The sequence below is a fragment of the Pectobacterium polonicum genome (genome assembly GCF_005497185.1).
GTDB classification, from domain to species: domain Bacteria; phylum Pseudomonadota; class Gammaproteobacteria; order Enterobacterales; family Enterobacteriaceae; genus Pectobacterium; species Pectobacterium polonicum.
In genome coordinates this window covers 130953-146304 of the sequence record NZ_RJTN01000005.1, presented here as the reverse complement: position 1 = coordinate 146304, position 15352 = coordinate 130953, and the positions used below count along the sequence as shown (strand labels likewise).

Genomic DNA, 15352 nt, shown 5'->3' with positions numbered 1-15352 from the left:
GATCGTATGCAGTGCTCGTCTGTTAGAAGATTTTATCTTGACGTTAAGATTCTTTGTGTGAAGATAATGATCATCAGTCAGCAGTGATTTGTTCAAGCTATTGAGGTTATACATGGTAGTGACATCGACGGCCCGCGCGCGGGCTTTTCTTTTCTTCACAATTATCCTGTTGGGATTGAATTTACGCCCTGTTCTGGCGGGGATTGGTCCGTTGCTGAATCAGATTCAGGCTGCGACGGGTCTGGATGACAGCATGGCCGGGATGTTAACTACGCTTCCGGTGTTCGCTATGGGCTGGTGCGCGTTGTATGGCGGGCAATTACAGGCGCGTCTCGGCGAGTATCGCGGGATCACACTCGGTATCGTGGTCATTGCCTTGGCGTGTAGTGCTCGCTGGTGGCTGAATAGCGGTATCGCTCTGTTGGTTAGCGCGGCGTTTGCTGGAATCGGGATTGCCTTGATTCAGGCGCTGGTGCCGTCGTTTATCAAGCTCCATTTCGGTCGTCATAGCAGCCTTCTTATGGGCTTTTATACCACGGCGATTATGACCGGTGCGGCATTTGCGGCGTCATCGGTTTCTCCACTGGCAAATGCGTGGGGTTGGCAAAGTGCGTTGGCCTGCTGGGGAATTGTTGCGCTGGTTGCGACGGTGGCTTGGAAATGTATTCCTAGAGCCTATACCGTGAAACAGGATGCCGTGCGCGTTTTAACCACGTACCGAAGCGGAATGGACTGGTTGCTGATGGTATTCTTCGGCATTGGGACGGGAGCGTATACTTTGGTGCTGGCGTGGCTGCCGCCGTATTACATGCAACTAGGGGTAAATGCGACGCAAAGTGGCCTGATGCTAGGCGGATTAACGATGACGGAAGTGATTTCCGGTCTGCTGGTATCCACATTTATCAACCGTTTTCCCGATCGGCGCAGGCTGCTGCTTCCTATCCTGATCGTGATGCTGGTGGGAATGATTGGGCTGATTGTTGCACCGCTGACGTTTACGTACCCCATCATTATCATGTTGGGGATTGGGATTGGTGCGCTGTTTCCATTGTCACTCATCGTGGCATTGGATCAGGTGACAGAACCGCATAAAACCGGTTCACTGATGGGTTTTGTGCAGGGCGGTGGTTATATCCTCGCCAGTTTAATGCCGCTGCTCGCCGGGTTTATACGTCAGCATACGGCGGGTCTGGAACAAGCCTGGATGATTATGACGGTTGGCGTGGTCATATTGATTATCATGGCGACCCGTTTTACTCCGCTTAAAAACCCAGGTCGCTAAGTTCGTTACTGTGTTGTACGCGAGCGGATTTCCCCGCTCGCTGTCATGAATCAGCCGGCGAGCGATAACGCCATAGCCAGCGGCCACTCATCAGTCGGCGGTAATAGAAGAACCCACGTACAATCCAGTCAAAGAACATCCCCATCCACACGCCGATCACGCCAAATCCGAGCATCACACCGAGTATATACCCCGCGATGACTCGACATCCCCACATGCCTGCCATTGCTACCCACATGGTGTAGCTGGCATCTTTTGCGCCTTTTAGCCCAGCGGGCAATACCCACGATGCCGCCCAGATTGGCATAAACAGCGCGTTGAGCCACAGGAGGTGTTTTGCCACCTCGATCACTTCCGGCTCATTGGTATAAAACGACGCTAAAAAGCTGGCGCTGGGGACCGACAGTACGGCAAGAACACATAGCCCAATGTTGGATAACCAGAAAATGTGTTTTAGCTGGCGGGTAGACTGCATGATCTGACCTTTTCCCAGTCGCGTACCAACGATGATCGTGGCAGCTGCGCCGAGCGAATTACCGGGCAGGTTAATCAACGTCGAGATGGAGAAAGCAATAAAGTTTCCTGCAATGACTTCGGTTCCCATGCCCGCCACAAAGCGCTGTGTGATGAGCTTGCCGATGTTAAACATCACTGATTCGATGCTGGCGGGAATCCCGATACTGAGCACTTCATAGAGAATCGACACGGTAAAAGGTGCAAAATAAGACCTGAAGGGAATGCGCAACGCACCGTTAAAGCCGTGCATCAGCGTCAGAATCACGAGTATCGCCCCAATATAGCGTGAAATGGTAATCCCGATGCCTGCACCGATAAAACCGAGGCCATTCCAGGAGAATGCGCCATAAATCAGCAGGCTACTGATGGCAATATTAAGAATATTCATCCCAATATTAATGACCATCGGCAACTTAGTATTGCCCGCGCCACGGAGCGCGCCGCAGCCGACTAGCGCGACAGCGACGGCGGGATATCCCCACACTGTCCAGCGAAGGAATGTGAGGGCCAGTGCTTTCACCTGTTCATCGGCTTGCCCAGCAATCAAGTCGATAATCGTGGAACCGGCGAATTCAACCAGTGCGACCAACAGAAATGATGAAAGAACCAACAATGACATCGATTGACGGGCGGCAGATCGCGCTTGCTTTCTATTGCGCTGCCCTAGGCTGAAAGCAACAACCACTGCGGTCCCCAATGCGACCGCAGTGAAGAACGCAATGATGACCATGTTGAAGCTATCAGCCAGACCGACGGCGGCCATAGCCTCTTTCCCCAGCCAACTGACCAGAAACGTACTGAAAACCCCCATCAACACGACGCAGAGGCCTTCAATAAAGATGGGGAAGGCGAGCGGTGAAATTTCTCTCCAGAAGAGAACGCGGTTGGAGTAACGCTTTTTATACCAGTCTGTATCTTTTAATTTTTTCATGAAACGGTCTTGGAGATATCTCAAGTTTCCCAGTCAGCAAAGTAAACAAAGCCATAGAATGGCTCGCAAATAGCATCATTTTTGCACGGTGCACTTCTCTATTTTGTGCGATCGCGGCAGCATGGCTGTTTTTAAAATAGCGTTCCTATTTACAGAGTATCAGCCGCGAAATCGATGTCCAGCCTCGATTGCCTTCCCGGCATGGAAAGTTATTGCATGCGCATATTATTTAATTTAGATTATACTTAATTAGATTTTTCTAAATTAATAGTGGCACGCGTACAATCAGCGGTATCACCTTTCTTGCTGGCTGAACACCGCGCTGAGTGACGCATTATGACGGGTTTCAACGGCTCAAAAGAGGATCAGGATCATGTCAACACCACTTGCTATTTCACCCATACAGGCTCACCGACTAGTAGATGAAGGCGCGATACTCATCGATATTCGTCAGCCGGAAGAGTACGCTCGCGAGCACATCGCACAGGCGAGGTTGCACCCGCTTAATCCCGCGGCGGGATATGCACTTCCTGAAGAAGATAGGGAAGGGAAAACTATAATTTTCCATTGTTTGTCTGGTATGCGTTCAGCACAGAATGCTGAGATTCTGATGCAGTCTGCGTTTCCGGCAACAGTTTTTTTACTTAATGGTGGAATGACTGCCTGGAAAAAGGCGGGTTTTCCGACAGAAATCAATAATAAACAGCCAATTGACGTCATGCGTCAGGTTCAAATCGCCGCTGGCGTCCTTATTCTGAGTGGTGTATTACTGGGGTACAGCGTCAACAGCGCTTTCTTTCTGCTCTCTGGATTTGTGGGGGCGGGGTTGCTGTTTGCAGGGGTTACAGGCTTTTGCGGCATGGCAAGGTTGTTAATGAAAATGCCGTGGAACCGTGCTGCCAAACGCTGATTTGCCGGGATAGTAAGCGGAGTGTTAACTAACAACGTTAAAGAGGGCAGTAATATGGACATGAAGAACATTCCGTTTGATACAACTGATTGGTCACAAATAGAACCGACTGAGCATAAGGGAGAGTCGGGGATCGCATATTGGCGGACGCAGCGTTTTGATAATATCCGCGTTCGTATTGTTGAATATACGCCCGGCTATCTGGCCGATCACTGGTGCTCAAAAGGACATGTCCTGCTGTGCCTTGAAGGCGAACTTCATACGGAATTAGATGATGGTCGTGTTTTTGTTCTCAAACCTGGAATGAGCTATCAGGTCGCAGATCATGCGGAAGCGCATCGTTCCTACACCGAAACCGGCGCTAAGCTGTTCGTTGTGGATTGATGTCATGGGCTAACGTGGTGCTGCGGAGAGAGATTGTGCGGTTGTTTCATCATTCAATCGAACTAGCATGATGCACAACGTAATACCTAAATGGACTGACTTGTGATTGCTGGCGGCGTTTGTGAAAGAACGGCATATGACAGCGTACTGAAGTCAGTTAGCGATGCCGAAATCTTGCTTATGAATAATGGTGCAGGATTTCGGCACAGGAGCAGTCTTAATTATTTCACATCTTGAGCTGTTTCACCGTGGCATCTACATCTATCTCATCTTCCGAGAAAATTAACGTCGTTCCCTGGAAGGTGGTGATCGCCAGTTTTTTCAGCGAGCGCATTTCACCAGGTTTAGCGCTTGATTTCGGTCTGATGCTATTCATCAGTACACCCACAGACAGCACCACATTGTCTTTATCAATACGGGTATCGGCAGGCACTTCTTCGCTGTAGACCACGAAAGACTTGAGCGACGTGAGCTTTAAACGCTCGCCTGCGATATAGATGTATTTACTTTCCGGCACAACTTTCACAGCATACGCTGATAGGCCCTTGTTATTCGTGGTAGGTTCGAAGGTCACCGCCGCATCTTTCTTAATCAGATCAGGGTTGGCGACTTTAATCACATGAAAATAACGGTTATCACCGTTTTCATCTTTGATAAATCCAAAACCTTTATCTTTAAACCAGGTTGTGATCGTTCCGTTCATCGCCATTACCGCCTACTTAATCGTTTATCTACTCAATTTTTGCAACGCGCAGTGTAAAACACATTTCCTGCGTAGACTACGCCTTTGATTTAAGTCTGGACGATAAATTTCTGGTATGCGAGGGGGCTATGACGATATAAGCGATGGAGAGTAAAACGCTACGTTCACAGTGGCGGAAACGCTAACCGTGTCGGCGACTATCTAGGATACCCCTGCGCTTTTCATTGGCTGACTGAACATAACATCTGAATGAAAAGCCCTGAGGGACTTTTCATTCCTAAGTATTTGTAAGACGTTGATTACCACATTAAATCATCGGGTACTTTAAAATCAGCATAGGGATCTTCTTCGTCTTGTTCTTCCTGACTAAGCGCACTATTCAATACAATGCTGTCCGCATCTCGTTGCATAATTTTATCGGCTACAATCGCGGGGATAATAGCGTATTCACTTTCACCACTGCTATCGAGAACCAAACGCGCGATGGCGAGACGACCGCTAATCAGCTGAGCTTGAGTCAGCTTATCCACATCTATTTTTTTAATTAAATTATTATCTGTGAAATTAAAGCCAATATCGCCTTTTGAAATGATGATTCTATTCATTTCAATGAGCTGCTTAACCTGAGCTTTATATTCTTTAGATAACGTCGCTTGTTTTTGTTGTTCGCTTAGCTGTTTATCACGCTCAAGTTGTGCCCTTTTATTTTCTTCTACAGCCTCTCTTGCCTCACGAGCCTGAACTCGTGATTTTTTAGCTGTTCTTTGGACTTTGGCCATTTTTTTGCTGGTGACTAATCCAGCTTTTAGCATCTGCTCTTGTAAGGTGAGTTTTGTCATCTTCGTTTCTAAACCAGTTGAATAATGTGTGGGATTATACCTGTAATTTTTGAGGCTGTACCAGATGGCAGGAATTGATGACTGTATTGCTTGAGTTTGGCGGGGCTATCAGCGATCGGCATGAGCTGACTTCAATATGGGATATACATTCAGCGTTGGGCACTATCCGTCCGTGAGCAGTGCCTGGATTTTTGGGTGCTAAAGGTACGATCAGAACATCGCGACGTTGTACCTTTTTAAAAACTACTCATTGCCCCATTGATTCAGAAACATCGCTATCTCATCAATACGTCGCCCGTCTATGCCTGCTTCACTGGCCATCTCTCTCTGCGAATCCTCGCTGATTTCTTCGTTATTCATTAAGCGGGTGATCAGCAACTGGAAATAGCGAGCCAGAGATTCACGTTCTGACTCGCTCACTGGCTCCGCAGATTCCGTCGAATATTCATCAGCGATGTCATAATATTTAAGTGGTATTTCATTGTTCATCAGTAGTCCTCGGGGTTAACGCCTATGCCATTTGCGGTCAGTATTGTCTGGCCTTGATAATATCATTCTTATTCCATGAGAGTCATTCCAGTGGCGCGAATTGCTCATTATCACCAGCCAAAGAAAAGATTGCCCGGTAGTTGCTGTTCTACCTATTGGTGTTGCCAACGGACTGTTTCGTGACGTAGCCATTTAATTTCGATCTCTTGCCGTACCTAACTTTTTAAACAGGTTGCACATTTCATCTGGTGAGACAAAATCACCGGCCTCTGATTCTTTAATAGCTTGCTCTATCTCTAAAATTTGTCTGAATTGCTGCGCACGCAACATAGCCTTCAATGTTCTGTCCAGCTATTTTCAGCATAGTCCCTCGACTGGTATGCCAAATAGCACAGCTCCTATATAAAGGGGCTGGTAAACAGTGTGGGTTTCTTTCGGTTTGTACCGGATAACGACATTTTAGGAGGGCAATTAACAGGAATTAATAATTAACTGTATATAAACGCAGTATCAGCCGTTGGCGACGCGTAAACCTCTGGCTCCTTCCGATGCCATCACTTTCCCCGTTGCGGCTGTTTCGACAAATTCCCCCCACCAGCACATCAAGACTTTACGCTGTTCCAGATAGGTGGAACGGTTGTAGGCGCGGCGCACTTCGTTGGTGTCTACGTGGGCGAGGGCAGCTTCGATCACATCTGGCGGGAAGCCTTCTTCATTGGCGGCGGTGCTGAAGATGGCGCGTAGGCCGTGGGATACCAGTACGCCTTTGTACCCCATACGGCGCAATGCGGCGTTAGCGGTTTGGCTGTTCATCGGCTGCTTGGGATCTTTACTGGATGGAAACAGGTATTCACGGTGTCCGCTGATGGGCTTCATGGCGTCCAGAATAGCTAATGCCTGTGGGGGCAGGGGAATAATGTGATCACGACGCATCTTCATACGGCCAGCGGGGATCGTCCAGGTGTTATCTGTAAGGTTTATCTCGCTCCAGCGGGTTTCAGCGGCTTCGGCAGGGCGGGTAACGGTGAGTAGCTGCCATTCAATCAATAAGCGGGTCTGTAACTCAATGCTGGCGACCGATAGCGTTTTCATTAAGCCAGGTAATGCCTCTGGCCGAATGGTCGGCATATGGGTTTTCACCGGCGTCTGAAAGGCTTTGCGGATCTTGGCGGCGGGGTTCGCGGGAATCAGCCCAGAGTTAACCGCATAATCCATCACCTCGTTAATTCTCTGGCTTACCCGCTTGACGGTTTCCAATTTACCGCTGGCCTGTATCGGTTCCAGCGCGGTGATGAAGTGACGAGCGGTAAGCTGGGTGATCGGTAAGGTTCCGATGAACGGGAAGACGTATTTTTCCAACGAGCGCCAGATATCTTTAATGGTGTCCTCGGCCAGTGGTTGTGACTTTTTCACTTCGTACCAGTCGGCGGAAACTTTGGCGAACGTGTTCAGGTTGATGGCTTGTTCTTGTTCGCGCTGCTGTTGCTGGTGGAACTGTGGATCGATGCTTTTTTCTAAGAGAGCTTTGGCTGCTTCCCGCATTTGTCTGGCATCAGCTAAAGAAATTGCCGGATAGCTGCCAAACGTCAACGTAGTGCGCTTTTTAGTCTGTGGGTGGTAATAGCGAAAACGCCATGTCTTTGTGCCGGAAGGTTTGACGAACAATAGCAGCCCGCCACCATCATGTAGCGACAATTCTTTGTCTATTGCTTTAGCAGCTTTGACTTCCGTGTTTGTGAGGGGCTTTGAACGAGAGAAATTGAATTTGTGTTATAAATATTTGTTTTTGTTGTTTATTCTGTGATTTAATTTTTATTAATATAACTAAACGTATAACTAAAACGAAAAGTCATCCTGAAAAATGACGGTGGTGAGTACGATTTTATCGCTTAGTAACCCCTAACAGAATCAGCCAACTGTTATCTTTGGTTACATGATTCGTGGGCGGCGTTGCTTCTGATACAGTGTGTGGCTGATTAAAAGCATATAGCATTTGGTCGCATGTTATCTGAATTTGAGGTGTTTATGTGCATTGGCTACAACATGGAAAACGGCTGGCATATTGAAGTTAGTTTTGACGATTCACAAAAGCAGGTCGTCGCGGTTGCCAAAAACAACGATCAGCAGATAAGGATTACAGGTGTTGATTTTGATGAACTGATTGCGTCATTGAAAGATGCTGGTGTTCCTGGCTATGAAAGTAATTGGCGTGAACTGCGTTTCGTATTGTCAAAATATCTTTGATTATGATGCATGGTTTGCTTTTGCCTGGCGAAGCTCTAATACCATCATTTTTCGGGTGTGTTGCCATAAAATCCCATCGAGCAACATAAACTCGCGCCACTCGGCTGTACCCAAAGAAAGAGATCTGTGCATCAACTCGCCGACACGTTCAGCAAGGAGTAGGTTTCTTACACGCAGTAATTGCAACGGCGTGAATCGCCCATCATCACCCGCCAAAGGAAAGAATGCCTGGCGGCTGCGTTCCCCATGTTTCACTGCATTGGTGTTACCAATTGGAGCGCCTGCACCGGTGCGTTTTCCTCCCCAGCTAGATGATCTTGATTGTTGGTTGTGTTTTTTGTTGTCTTTCATGACTGCGTGGAGGTTAGTTGATGGATGTACGTTCGTTAAAGGTTGTTCACCATTTTGACGGTAAACGTCTGTGCGTATGAAAGATGCGCAGAATCTGGAGCATGTTATCTTTCACACGGTAGGGGATGATGTAGGGATAGTGCGTTAACACCAGCTCACGCGTCCCTGGCACACGGCCTGGCCTTCCCATTGCTGGCTGTTGCGGTAGTAATTCCGTCAACCTTTGGACTTCATCTACGAATTGGCTGGCAGCTTGTGGATCGTCCTGCGCGATATAGAGGTACTCGGCTTCCAAATTGGCCGCGGCTTTACGCAGCCATTTAATTTCCATGTCTTGCCGTACCTAATTTTTTAAAGAGATTGTTCATCTCATCTGATGAGACAAAATCACCCGCATCAGCCTCTTTTATAGCTTGCTCGATCTCTGCTATCTGCCAGGCTTCCCGCGCAAGGTAGTCTTCAATGGCTTGCCCGGCCAGAAAAGAGCGGGTACGCCCCGTGGCTTTAGCCAGCGCATCAAGTTGCGCGGTTGTTTCATCATTTAAGCGAACGGACATGACGCCCATATTCTCACCTCACTACGTTGTGTGTTTTGTATACATTGTAGTTGTTGGCAGATAGGGAAACAAGTGATCGACCAGTTGAACTTACCGCAAAAGTGGGCGTCATCCAGCCAACAGTGAAGTAGTTGAGGATCATGTCTTCTGGTCTGTGATTCAATGCTCATTTAGTATGTTTCGAATAGCTCAGTACTCTCAATGTTAGATTTGAAAAATGCCTTAAAATTCTCTCTGATATCTAATGCTTATATAAATTTTACTGTAAGATATCGGTCATAATCTTATAGTGGGACGTTTGGATGGCGGGTAACTCATACAAGTTCAAGCATAATGAACTGCAAGGTTTTGAAGTGTATAGATATACGGATGTGATCTTTACCTTTTCTGGCGATGTTACTAGGCAAATAACCCTCCGTTTAGTCTTTTGTAAAGAAGGCAACAGCAAACTTTTGACAGATCTTTATGGTGATGAACTCGCCACACTTACTGTTAGCGTTGTTAGCTTCTACAATGTAGATGCTGAAGATAACGAAGAATGTGATACGATGTTTGATAAGCCGCCCGGTGCGCCAGATCTAACTGCGGTAGAAGCTCGTTATCTTTACACTACGTTGGTTGACATCATTTTAAAGATAGCTGAAACTGAATCCATACAAATTTTGACTTTTCAAGCGTACAGTGAATCCCTAAGAAAAATTTATACTAGATTAGTGCTTAGGTATTCCAAATCCAAGAACCTTGCATCTCATATAGAAGGGGCTTGTTATGTTATACGAACGGAAAACTGAGAAAATGAACCTGAATATTGACTACGATGCAATCAAAGCACAGAAAAATGAGATGCTTCAGCGTTTTCTTATTGCTAAAAAGAAAGCTGAGCAAGCTGGGAAAATCGTAGCAAAACCGATCTGATGTGTTTTCTTATTAAGAAAGAGGTTCCCTTGAGGAGCCTTTTTTGTTAGTGGTTATCTATATTTTTATTCATCCACTAAGTGTTGAGCTATCTCTTTATCATAAACACAGTTGTGTCAGCAATATCTTGCGTCTGGCAGTAGCCTATGGTTAGACCTAGCCGAGGCAAATACACCTAAAGAAACTCTCAGCAGAACCTAAACTCAGTAATTTTTTGGTCATAGATTGAGGTTGCCCATGGTTTACTATTTTAGCCTCACTCCCCACACCGTTTCCCGCCGTTCCGACATCCCAAAAAACCTTAGCATTTCGATACATGCGTACCGACCAAAAAATTGATTTCAAATTGAATAAAATGAGGCGTGGTACGGGTTGCAGCGTGGTACGCAGTTCGCACAGTAATGCGTACCACTGCGTACCAAACTGTGAACCACATTGCGAATTTTTCCGTAACCACTCAGTTTCGTTTTGCGCACTTTCACGCTGGCAATGGTTCAACCCATCATGATTATGGTGTGCGCAAATGCTTATAGATAAGCAAAAGTGGGTCGGTTCGGTAGGTTCAGTCGGTTCACGTAGTCAACTTGTTGATAGATAAAGTGATTACTTTCAGAATTGAACCGACCTAGGGGTAGGTTCACGCGGTGTGAAAGTCGGTTCATCAAGCAAGCCAGAAAAGAGGCATTTGGTTAGGTCGGTTCAAAATGGCTAAAGTCGGTTCAGAGTCGGTTCACTATTCAAATAAAAATAGCCATAAATCAATGTATTAAAATAATGAACCGACTGAACCTACCGAACCGACCTTATTTTACCTTACGCGAGATTTACTCTTCCTCGTCGTCGAGCGTCATGAGCACCACAAAGCGCGGCTGCTTACCGTCAATGCGCAGTGATTTACGTGTAATGCCTTTGGCGGGTTTGTCCAGCATTCCGGCATCGGCCAGCACCTGCGCAAACGCAGCGGCATTGGCACCAGTGGCAATCTCGTTATTGAATACGGCGGGGAAGGTGTGAAACACCAGCGTATCGGCTCCTGGCTTTTTCACCCGATACCCTGCCAAATCCTTGATGGGTAAATCACGCGGATCAGGATTGGGATGCGGTAAATAACGGCTATAGCCAAACTGGTGCAAAAAGGTGTCGGCCTGTTCTACCCAGGCTTTGGCCTCACGGTTGCCCATGCCAAATTCATTTACCCAGGCATAGAAGCTATGCTGTAACGCATCGTGGCATTCCTGAACCGTCCAGCCAGTAAAAGAGGCCGAAAGTAATAAAGCGGTTTCCAATACAGCAAAACGTGATGCTACACGCCGCACTTGTTCGCTGGCATCATCGGGTAACAGTGACAACCAGCGCCGCTCTGTTTCGCGGTAGGTTGTCAGCGCGTTTTCTTTCTGGCTGGAGAGGTGAACAATCCACGCCCGGCCAACCGCGCCATAATGCGCGTTGCTGGCATCACGGATCGCGTCAGCATGGGCTTTGCCATCCTGATAGCTATGAAATACCGTCGCTTTGGTGATCGGGACATTCAGCAGGCGCACCAATTGACCAGCATTTACCCGTCCACCGTCAGCGCGGATATAGCTTTCCAGATCGATCTCGCCGGTACTGAACGCCATTGCCCGCCAGCGTTTTAGCTCTCGGTTGCCGCCTTCTCTGGCTCCCTGAATTTTACCCACGCCGTTAAACAACGCATAGGCGGCATCGGCCACGGCTTTGCGATTGCTGCCTTGCCCGATTTCATCCAGCGGCATAAAGCCGTCATTGTGGGCGGCGGCTTCGTTCACCAGTCCTAGTGCGGTGGAATACCACGTTAGTTTAAGCGTGTTAGGATCACCATAGACAGAAGAGGCGATATTGCCGGTTGTGGTTTTACCCGCAGAGGAACCGCCAAACAGATGGACGCCGAACCCGTCCGCGTTTACCAGCCCAATGAGCGGCGCAGCAAAGGCGCAGGCGATCCCCAACATCATGGAGGGATTCCCCTGTGCCAGCGCTGCGACGTTTTCGCACCAGCTTTGCGCCGTTCCGCTGGTGGCATAACCTCTGGCGGCACCCGATTTACCGTTGAACAAGACAGGAATGCTCGGTGTGCCGATAACAGAACCGTCCGGCATCAGGTAAGCGCCATGCTGCCAGCCGGTCGCGCTGGCGATTGACCAGCGACAACCTGCATGACTGCGACACAAGTGATCGGCCAGTATTGCCCGTAACCCGCCTTTGGCCGTGACTGCCAATCCACCCGCACGTAATCGCGCCCAGCCTTCACGTTCGCCAATATCTCGCATTGGAATCGCTTCGGTACGGGGCTGGCTTTCACCGCTTGGCGTCCAACTTAGAACCAGATAACGCTCTGACTCATCCGATCCAATCCCCGCCACCGTAATAGGATCAGACAGCCAGCTTTCACGCTCGATAATGTCGCCGCTGTCATGGTCAGTCTTCGGCTCTACCCAATACAGCCCGCCATGACGAATGTCTGCGTAAGGTTTTAAGGGGGAATTGGAAGACGGCAGCGGTTTTTGTCCTGGCTGATAAAGTGAGGCGGCAAAGGCCGATATGGATACCGCCGCGCCATGTTGCTGGTAGTAATCATTCCAGTCGGCTTTTTCAGTTGTCGGCGGGAGCGCCACCCAACCGTTTACCGCCTGTGCCGCTTTTTCAGCCGCGATTTTTCCAGTGTTACTACCATCGGATTTGCTGTCGTTATCCGCAGCAAGGATGATTTTGGCGTCCGGCCAGACAGCACGGCAAGATCGTGCAATGTGAATCAGATTCCCGCTATCTAACGCGCTGATAGCGACACCCTGTATCAGTAACGATGCCGTAATTGCTGTGGCGTAACCTTCGGCAATGATCACCGTGTCCGCGTGTTCAGGTAGGGTACTAACGGGAATGAATGCGCCTTTCTTGCGGCTACCGGCAATCAGCTTTTTCTCGCCATTAGGTTTGATGAGCTGTGCGCCGGTGGTGGTGCCGTTCATGTTTTGCAGCGCCAGCAACAGGGAACCATCATCCAGCAGTAGTGAGGGGCGTTGCAGCCCCTTATTCAGCAGATAGTCAGATTGACCCGATACCGCTTTCGCCACCAGCGAATTTACCCGCTCGGCAATCAGACGATGATCAGGCTTTTCACTGGCGGGGGGAACGACTGGCAACGGAAGCGCCAGCACCTCGGCGACCCGTTCCGCTGCTTGCCACGCATCGCACTTATTCACTTTCATCACCAGATCCAGTCCGGTTCCTGCGCCGCAGTGAGAACAAAAATAGGTGCCACGACCTTCTTTATCGTCAAAACGGTAGCGGGTATTCCCGCCACAGTTGGGACATTCACTTTCCTGCCGATTGGTTGGGATGCCTAACCGCTGCAAAATCCCCTCCCAATGGCCGTTGGCTTTTGTCCGCACGTCTTGAATAAACGTGTTGCTCATGCTGCCTCGTCCTCCGGCGCACGGTGGAGCGCATCAAGCCGTTCGGCAAGAATGAACATCAGGATCTCTTTTGCTTGCGGCTCCCTTAACTCCACGATGGCATAAGCCAGCGCACGGCACTGATCGATCAGTTCTTCCTGTTCCAGCGGAGTTTTATCAAACATGGCGCACCTCTTGAACGGGAAGGCGAGCAGCGAAAGCGAATGTGAAACACGGAGACAGCATTTGCCGTGCTTCCTGCTCTGAATAGGCTTCAACGGATAGGCGACAAAACGTTTTTGCCTGCGGAGAGTAGGGCAGTACCAGAAAGCGATACTGAAATTTAAGGCGAGTTTGGGTAGACTGTGAATCAGCCATGACGTTACTCCTTTTAACGCTGTGGTCAGAAGCCCGGTACGTGTTGCTGCACTGCCGGGCTTCGTTATGTTAACCTTGAATTCAATCAAGGTGTGCATACAGGATAATTCTTGGTGTGCGCACACGTCAAGTGCTTTAAATTTCAATTTTTCAGGCAGAGTACCGTCAGTGTCTTTAACGGAGTTAGGCATGGCTACAGGTAATAACAATAGTAAATCCACTAAAAAGGGAATCCGTTTCCCACACGAACTGATTGATGAAATTGATGCCAGCGTAGCGCGTGAAAAAGTAGACAATCCCAACGCTAATTTTTCTGCGTGGGTATTGGAAGCCTGCGGGCGTAAGTTAGAAGCGGAAAAAGACGATAAATCAAAACCGTGATTTGAGCGTTTTTCTAAATAGCTGATGTGCTGATTTTGGGCGTAGCAATGCCCGTTCCAGCCAGTGCCAGATTTTTGGATCATCATATTTTTTGATTCCGATATGCCGCTATCGCGGCAATAAAAATGAAGGTGTCGGCTTATACGGTTTCGGTTTGCTGGTCACGTTCGGCAATACGTTGCTTTAACCAATCGCTAACTTCATCCTCGAACCAGCCTACGCGCCGTAAGCCAACTCGAAATCCTTTGGGGAATTCTCCGGCATTGATCATTTCCTGAAAGCTGCTGTCTGAACTAACGCGCAGAATGGCTTTCACTTCTTTCTTTAACAGGATTTTTCTGTCTAACAGGTTCATACGTGTTTATCTCCAATGAAACCGGCGTTGTCCGGTCAGTGCAGATAGTTAAACGGTTCTATAGGGCGGTGTATGATAATTAAGGTTTAAAATTGGAAGGTAAGTAAATTTTTGGAATAATGATATGAGCTAAATAATTCGAGTTTCAGGGATAGAGAAAGTGAAAAAATCCAGAATCACTTACTCAAATAAATGATTCTGGTGATTGAACGCTGTTTTGCAATCAGTTTATGAAAAAATTCATTCTTATTCCGCGTGTTTTTCTGGTTCCGTTTATTGCCCCATATGTAAATACAGTGTCAGCCATTAACTGCGCGTAAACCTCTGGCTCCTTCCGACGCCATCACTTTTCCCGTTGCGGCTGTTTCAACAAATTCCCCCCACCAGCACATCAATATTTTGCGCTGTTCCAGATAAGTGGATCGGTTATAGGCGCGGCGCACTTCGTTGGTGTCTACGTGGGCGAGGGCTGCTTCAATCACATCTGGCGGGAAGCCTTCTTCATTGGCGGCGGTGCTGAAGATGGCGCGCAGGCCATGAGACACCAGCACACCTTTGTAACCCATACGGCGCAATGCGGCGTTAGCGGTCTGGCTGTTCATCGGCTGCTTAGGGTCTTTACTGGAAGGAAACAGGTATTCACGGTGTCCGCTGATGGGCTTCATGGCGTCCAGAATAGCTAATGCCTGCGGGGGTAGGGGAATAAC

Annotated in this window: 18 protein-coding genes and 1 pseudogene; 6 read left to right on the top strand and 13 right to left on the bottom strand. The window is 48.3% G+C overall.

Annotated features, from left to right (window positions below; translation table 11 throughout):
- The first annotated feature begins 112 nt into the window (after positions 1-112).
- Positions 113-1282: an MFS transporter gene (locus EDI29_RS08320; protein WP_137740521.1), complete on the top strand. Its 1170-nt coding sequence runs from the start codon at positions 113-115 to the stop codon at positions 1280-1282.
- A 43-nt stretch (positions 1283-1325) separates the two neighbouring features.
- Here the strand turns inward: EDI29_RS08320 and EDI29_RS08315 are convergent, their stop codons facing one another.
- Positions 1326-2729, bottom strand: a complete 1404-nt coding sequence (locus EDI29_RS08315; protein WP_137740520.1) for an EmmdR/YeeO family multidrug/toxin efflux MATE transporter — start codon at positions 2727-2729, stop codon at positions 1326-1328.
- Between the two features lie 373 nt (positions 2730-3102).
- Here EDI29_RS08315 and EDI29_RS08310 point away from each other — a divergent pair, with 373 nt between their 5' ends.
- Positions 3103-3639: a rhodanese family protein gene (locus tag EDI29_RS08310; RefSeq protein WP_137740519.1), complete on the top strand. Its 537-nt coding sequence runs from the start codon at positions 3103-3105 to the stop codon at positions 3637-3639.
- 54 nt (positions 3640-3693) lie between these two features.
- A complete protein-coding gene (locus EDI29_RS08305) occupies positions 3694-4023 on the top strand; it encodes a DHCW motif cupin fold protein (RefSeq protein WP_137740578.1) in 330 nt (109 codons plus the stop codon).
- Between the two features lie 226 nt (positions 4024-4249).
- Here the strand turns inward: EDI29_RS08305 and EDI29_RS08300 are convergent, their stop codons facing one another.
- The 4 genes and pseudogenes from EDI29_RS08300 to EDI29_RS08280 all read right to left on the bottom strand — a co-directional run.
- Entirely contained in the window at positions 4250-4732 is a 483-nt protein-coding gene (locus EDI29_RS08300) for a cold-shock protein (RefSeq protein ID WP_107167980.1), read from the bottom strand.
- A 293-nt stretch (positions 4733-5025) separates the two neighbouring features.
- Positions 5026-5565 carry a DUF2058 domain-containing protein gene (locus tag EDI29_RS08295; RefSeq protein ID WP_137740518.1) on the bottom strand — a complete coding sequence of 180 codons (540 nt, stop codon included), beginning with the start codon at positions 5563-5565 and terminating at the stop codon, positions 5026-5028.
- A 243-nt stretch (positions 5566-5808) separates the two neighbouring features.
- The gene (locus EDI29_RS08290) at positions 5809-6054 is read right to left on the bottom strand and encodes a YmjA family protein (protein ID WP_137740517.1); all 246 of its coding nucleotides are present in this window, start codon (positions 6052-6054) and stop codon (positions 5809-5811) included.
- A 510-nt stretch (positions 6055-6564) separates the two neighbouring features.
- Positions 6565-7806, bottom strand: a pseudogene (locus EDI29_RS08280) (integrase domain-containing protein); the annotation flags it as partial.
- 291 nt (positions 7807-8097) lie between these two features.
- Here EDI29_RS08280 and EDI29_RS08275 point away from each other — a divergent pair.
- Positions 8098-8298, top strand: a complete 201-nt coding sequence (locus EDI29_RS08275; protein ID WP_137740515.1) for a hypothetical protein — start codon at positions 8098-8100, stop codon at positions 8296-8298.
- Here the strand turns inward: EDI29_RS08275 and EDI29_RS08270 are convergent, their stop codons facing one another.
- The 3 genes from EDI29_RS08270 to relB are packed head-to-tail and all read right to left on the bottom strand — an operon-like array spanning position 8299 to position 9215.
- Positions 8299-8649 carry a hypothetical protein gene (locus EDI29_RS08270; protein WP_137740514.1) on the bottom strand — a complete coding sequence of 117 codons (351 nt, stop codon included), beginning with the start codon at positions 8647-8649 and terminating at the stop codon, positions 8299-8301.
- Between the two features lie 46 nt (positions 8650-8695).
- Positions 8696-8980, bottom strand: coding sequence for a type II toxin-antitoxin system RelE/ParE family toxin (locus tag EDI29_RS08265; RefSeq protein ID WP_137740513.1), 285 nt, complete (start codon positions 8978-8980; stop codon positions 8696-8698).
- The gene (gene relB / locus EDI29_RS08260) at positions 8970-9215 is read right to left on the bottom strand and encodes a type II toxin-antitoxin system RelB family antitoxin (protein ID WP_010286544.1); all 246 of its coding nucleotides are present in this window, start codon (positions 9213-9215) and stop codon (positions 8970-8972) included. The genes EDI29_RS08265 and relB overlap by 11 nt, the downstream gene beginning before the upstream one ends.
- Before the next feature lie 293 nt (positions 9216-9508).
- Here relB and EDI29_RS08255 point away from each other — a divergent pair, with 293 nt between their 5' ends.
- Positions 9509-9997: a hypothetical protein gene (locus EDI29_RS08255; protein WP_137740512.1), complete on the top strand. Its 489-nt coding sequence runs from the start codon at positions 9509-9511 to the stop codon at positions 9995-9997.
- 948 nt (positions 9998-10945) lie between these two features.
- Here the strand turns inward: EDI29_RS08255 and EDI29_RS08250 are convergent.
- Genes EDI29_RS08250 through EDI29_RS08245 form a run of 3 tightly spaced genes read right to left on the bottom strand, consistent with a single transcriptional unit; the run spans position 10946 to position 13909 of the window.
- Entirely contained in the window at positions 10946-13552 is a 2607-nt protein-coding gene (locus EDI29_RS08250; RefSeq protein ID WP_137740511.1) for a TOPRIM and DUF927 domain-containing protein, read from the bottom strand.
- Complete coding sequence (locus EDI29_RS22720; RefSeq protein WP_167494492.1) at positions 13549-13716, bottom strand: hypothetical protein; 168 nt, start codon at positions 13714-13716, stop codon at positions 13549-13551. The genes EDI29_RS08250 and EDI29_RS22720 overlap by 4 nt, the downstream gene beginning before the upstream one ends.
- Positions 13709-13909: a host cell division inhibitor Icd-like protein gene (locus EDI29_RS08245; RefSeq protein WP_137740510.1), complete on the bottom strand. Its 201-nt coding sequence runs from the start codon at positions 13907-13909 to the stop codon at positions 13709-13711. The genes EDI29_RS22720 and EDI29_RS08245 overlap by 8 nt, the downstream gene beginning before the upstream one ends.
- A 189-nt stretch (positions 13910-14098) precedes the next feature.
- On the opposite strand from EDI29_RS08245, the gene EDI29_RS08240 reads away from it, so the two are divergent.
- A complete protein-coding gene (locus EDI29_RS08240; RefSeq protein ID WP_137740509.1) occupies positions 14099-14290 on the top strand; it encodes a YlcI/YnfO family protein in 192 nt (63 codons plus the stop codon).
- A 139-nt stretch (positions 14291-14429) separates the two neighbouring features.
- Here the strand turns inward: EDI29_RS08240 and EDI29_RS08235 are convergent, their stop codons facing one another.
- Positions 14430-14645, bottom strand: coding sequence for a helix-turn-helix transcriptional regulator (locus EDI29_RS08235; RefSeq protein ID WP_137740508.1), 216 nt, complete (start codon positions 14643-14645; stop codon positions 14430-14432).
- 299 nt (positions 14646-14944) lie between these two features.
- The coding region (locus EDI29_RS22960; RefSeq protein WP_241664908.1) for a tyrosine-type recombinase/integrase at positions 14945-15352 on the bottom strand (408 nt) is incomplete at its 5' end.

Coding starts and splice junctions, on each gene's coding strand:
- EDI29_RS22720 (WP_167494492.1), bottom strand. CDS start 13,716: ATGTTTGATAAAACTCCGCTGGAACAGGAAGAACTGATCGATCAGTGC.
- EDI29_RS08265 (WP_137740513.1), bottom strand. CDS start 8,980: ATGGAAATTAAATGGCTGCGTAAAGCCGCGGCCAATTTGGAAGCCGAG.
- EDI29_RS08250 (WP_137740511.1), bottom strand. CDS start 13,552: ATGAGCAACACGTTTATTCAAGACGTGCGGACAAAAGCCAACGGCCAT.
- EDI29_RS08300 (WP_107167980.1), bottom strand. CDS start 4,732: ATGGCGATGAACGGAACGATCACAACCTGGTTTAAAGATAAAGGTTTT.
- EDI29_RS08320 (WP_137740521.1), top strand. CDS start 113: ATGGTAGTGACATCGACGGCCCGCGCGCGGGCTTTTCTTTTCTTCACA.
- EDI29_RS08270 (WP_137740514.1), bottom strand. CDS start 8,649: ATGAAAGACAACAAAAAACACAACCAACAATCAAGATCATCTAGCTGG.
- EDI29_RS08315 (WP_137740520.1), bottom strand. CDS start 2,729: ATGAAAAAATTAAAAGATACAGACTGGTATAAAAAGCGTTACTCCAAC.
- relB (WP_010286544.1), bottom strand. CDS start 9,215: ATGGGCGTCATGTCCGTTCGCTTAAATGATGAAACAACCGCGCAACTT.
- EDI29_RS08245 (WP_137740510.1), bottom strand. CDS start 13,909: ATGGCTGATTCACAGTCTACCCAAACTCGCCTTAAATTTCAGTATCGC.
- EDI29_RS08305 (WP_137740578.1), top strand. CDS start 3,694: ATGGACATGAAGAACATTCCGTTTGATACAACTGATTGGTCACAAATA.
- EDI29_RS08255 (WP_137740512.1), top strand. CDS start 9,509: ATGGCGGGTAACTCATACAAGTTCAAGCATAATGAACTGCAAGGTTTT.
- EDI29_RS08295 (WP_137740518.1), bottom strand. CDS start 5,565: ATGACAAAACTCACCTTACAAGAGCAGATGCTAAAAGCTGGATTAGTC.
- EDI29_RS08310 (WP_137740519.1), top strand. CDS start 3,103: ATGTCAACACCACTTGCTATTTCACCCATACAGGCTCACCGACTAGTA.
- EDI29_RS08240 (WP_137740509.1), top strand. CDS start 14,099: ATGGCTACAGGTAATAACAATAGTAAATCCACTAAAAAGGGAATCCGT.
- EDI29_RS08290 (WP_137740517.1), bottom strand. CDS start 6,054: ATGAACAATGAAATACCACTTAAATATTATGACATCGCTGATGAATAT.
- EDI29_RS08275 (WP_137740515.1), top strand. CDS start 8,098: ATGGAAAACGGCTGGCATATTGAAGTTAGTTTTGACGATTCACAAAAG.
- EDI29_RS08235 (WP_137740508.1), bottom strand. CDS start 14,645: ATGAACCTGTTAGACAGAAAAATCCTGTTAAAGAAAGAAGTGAAAGCC.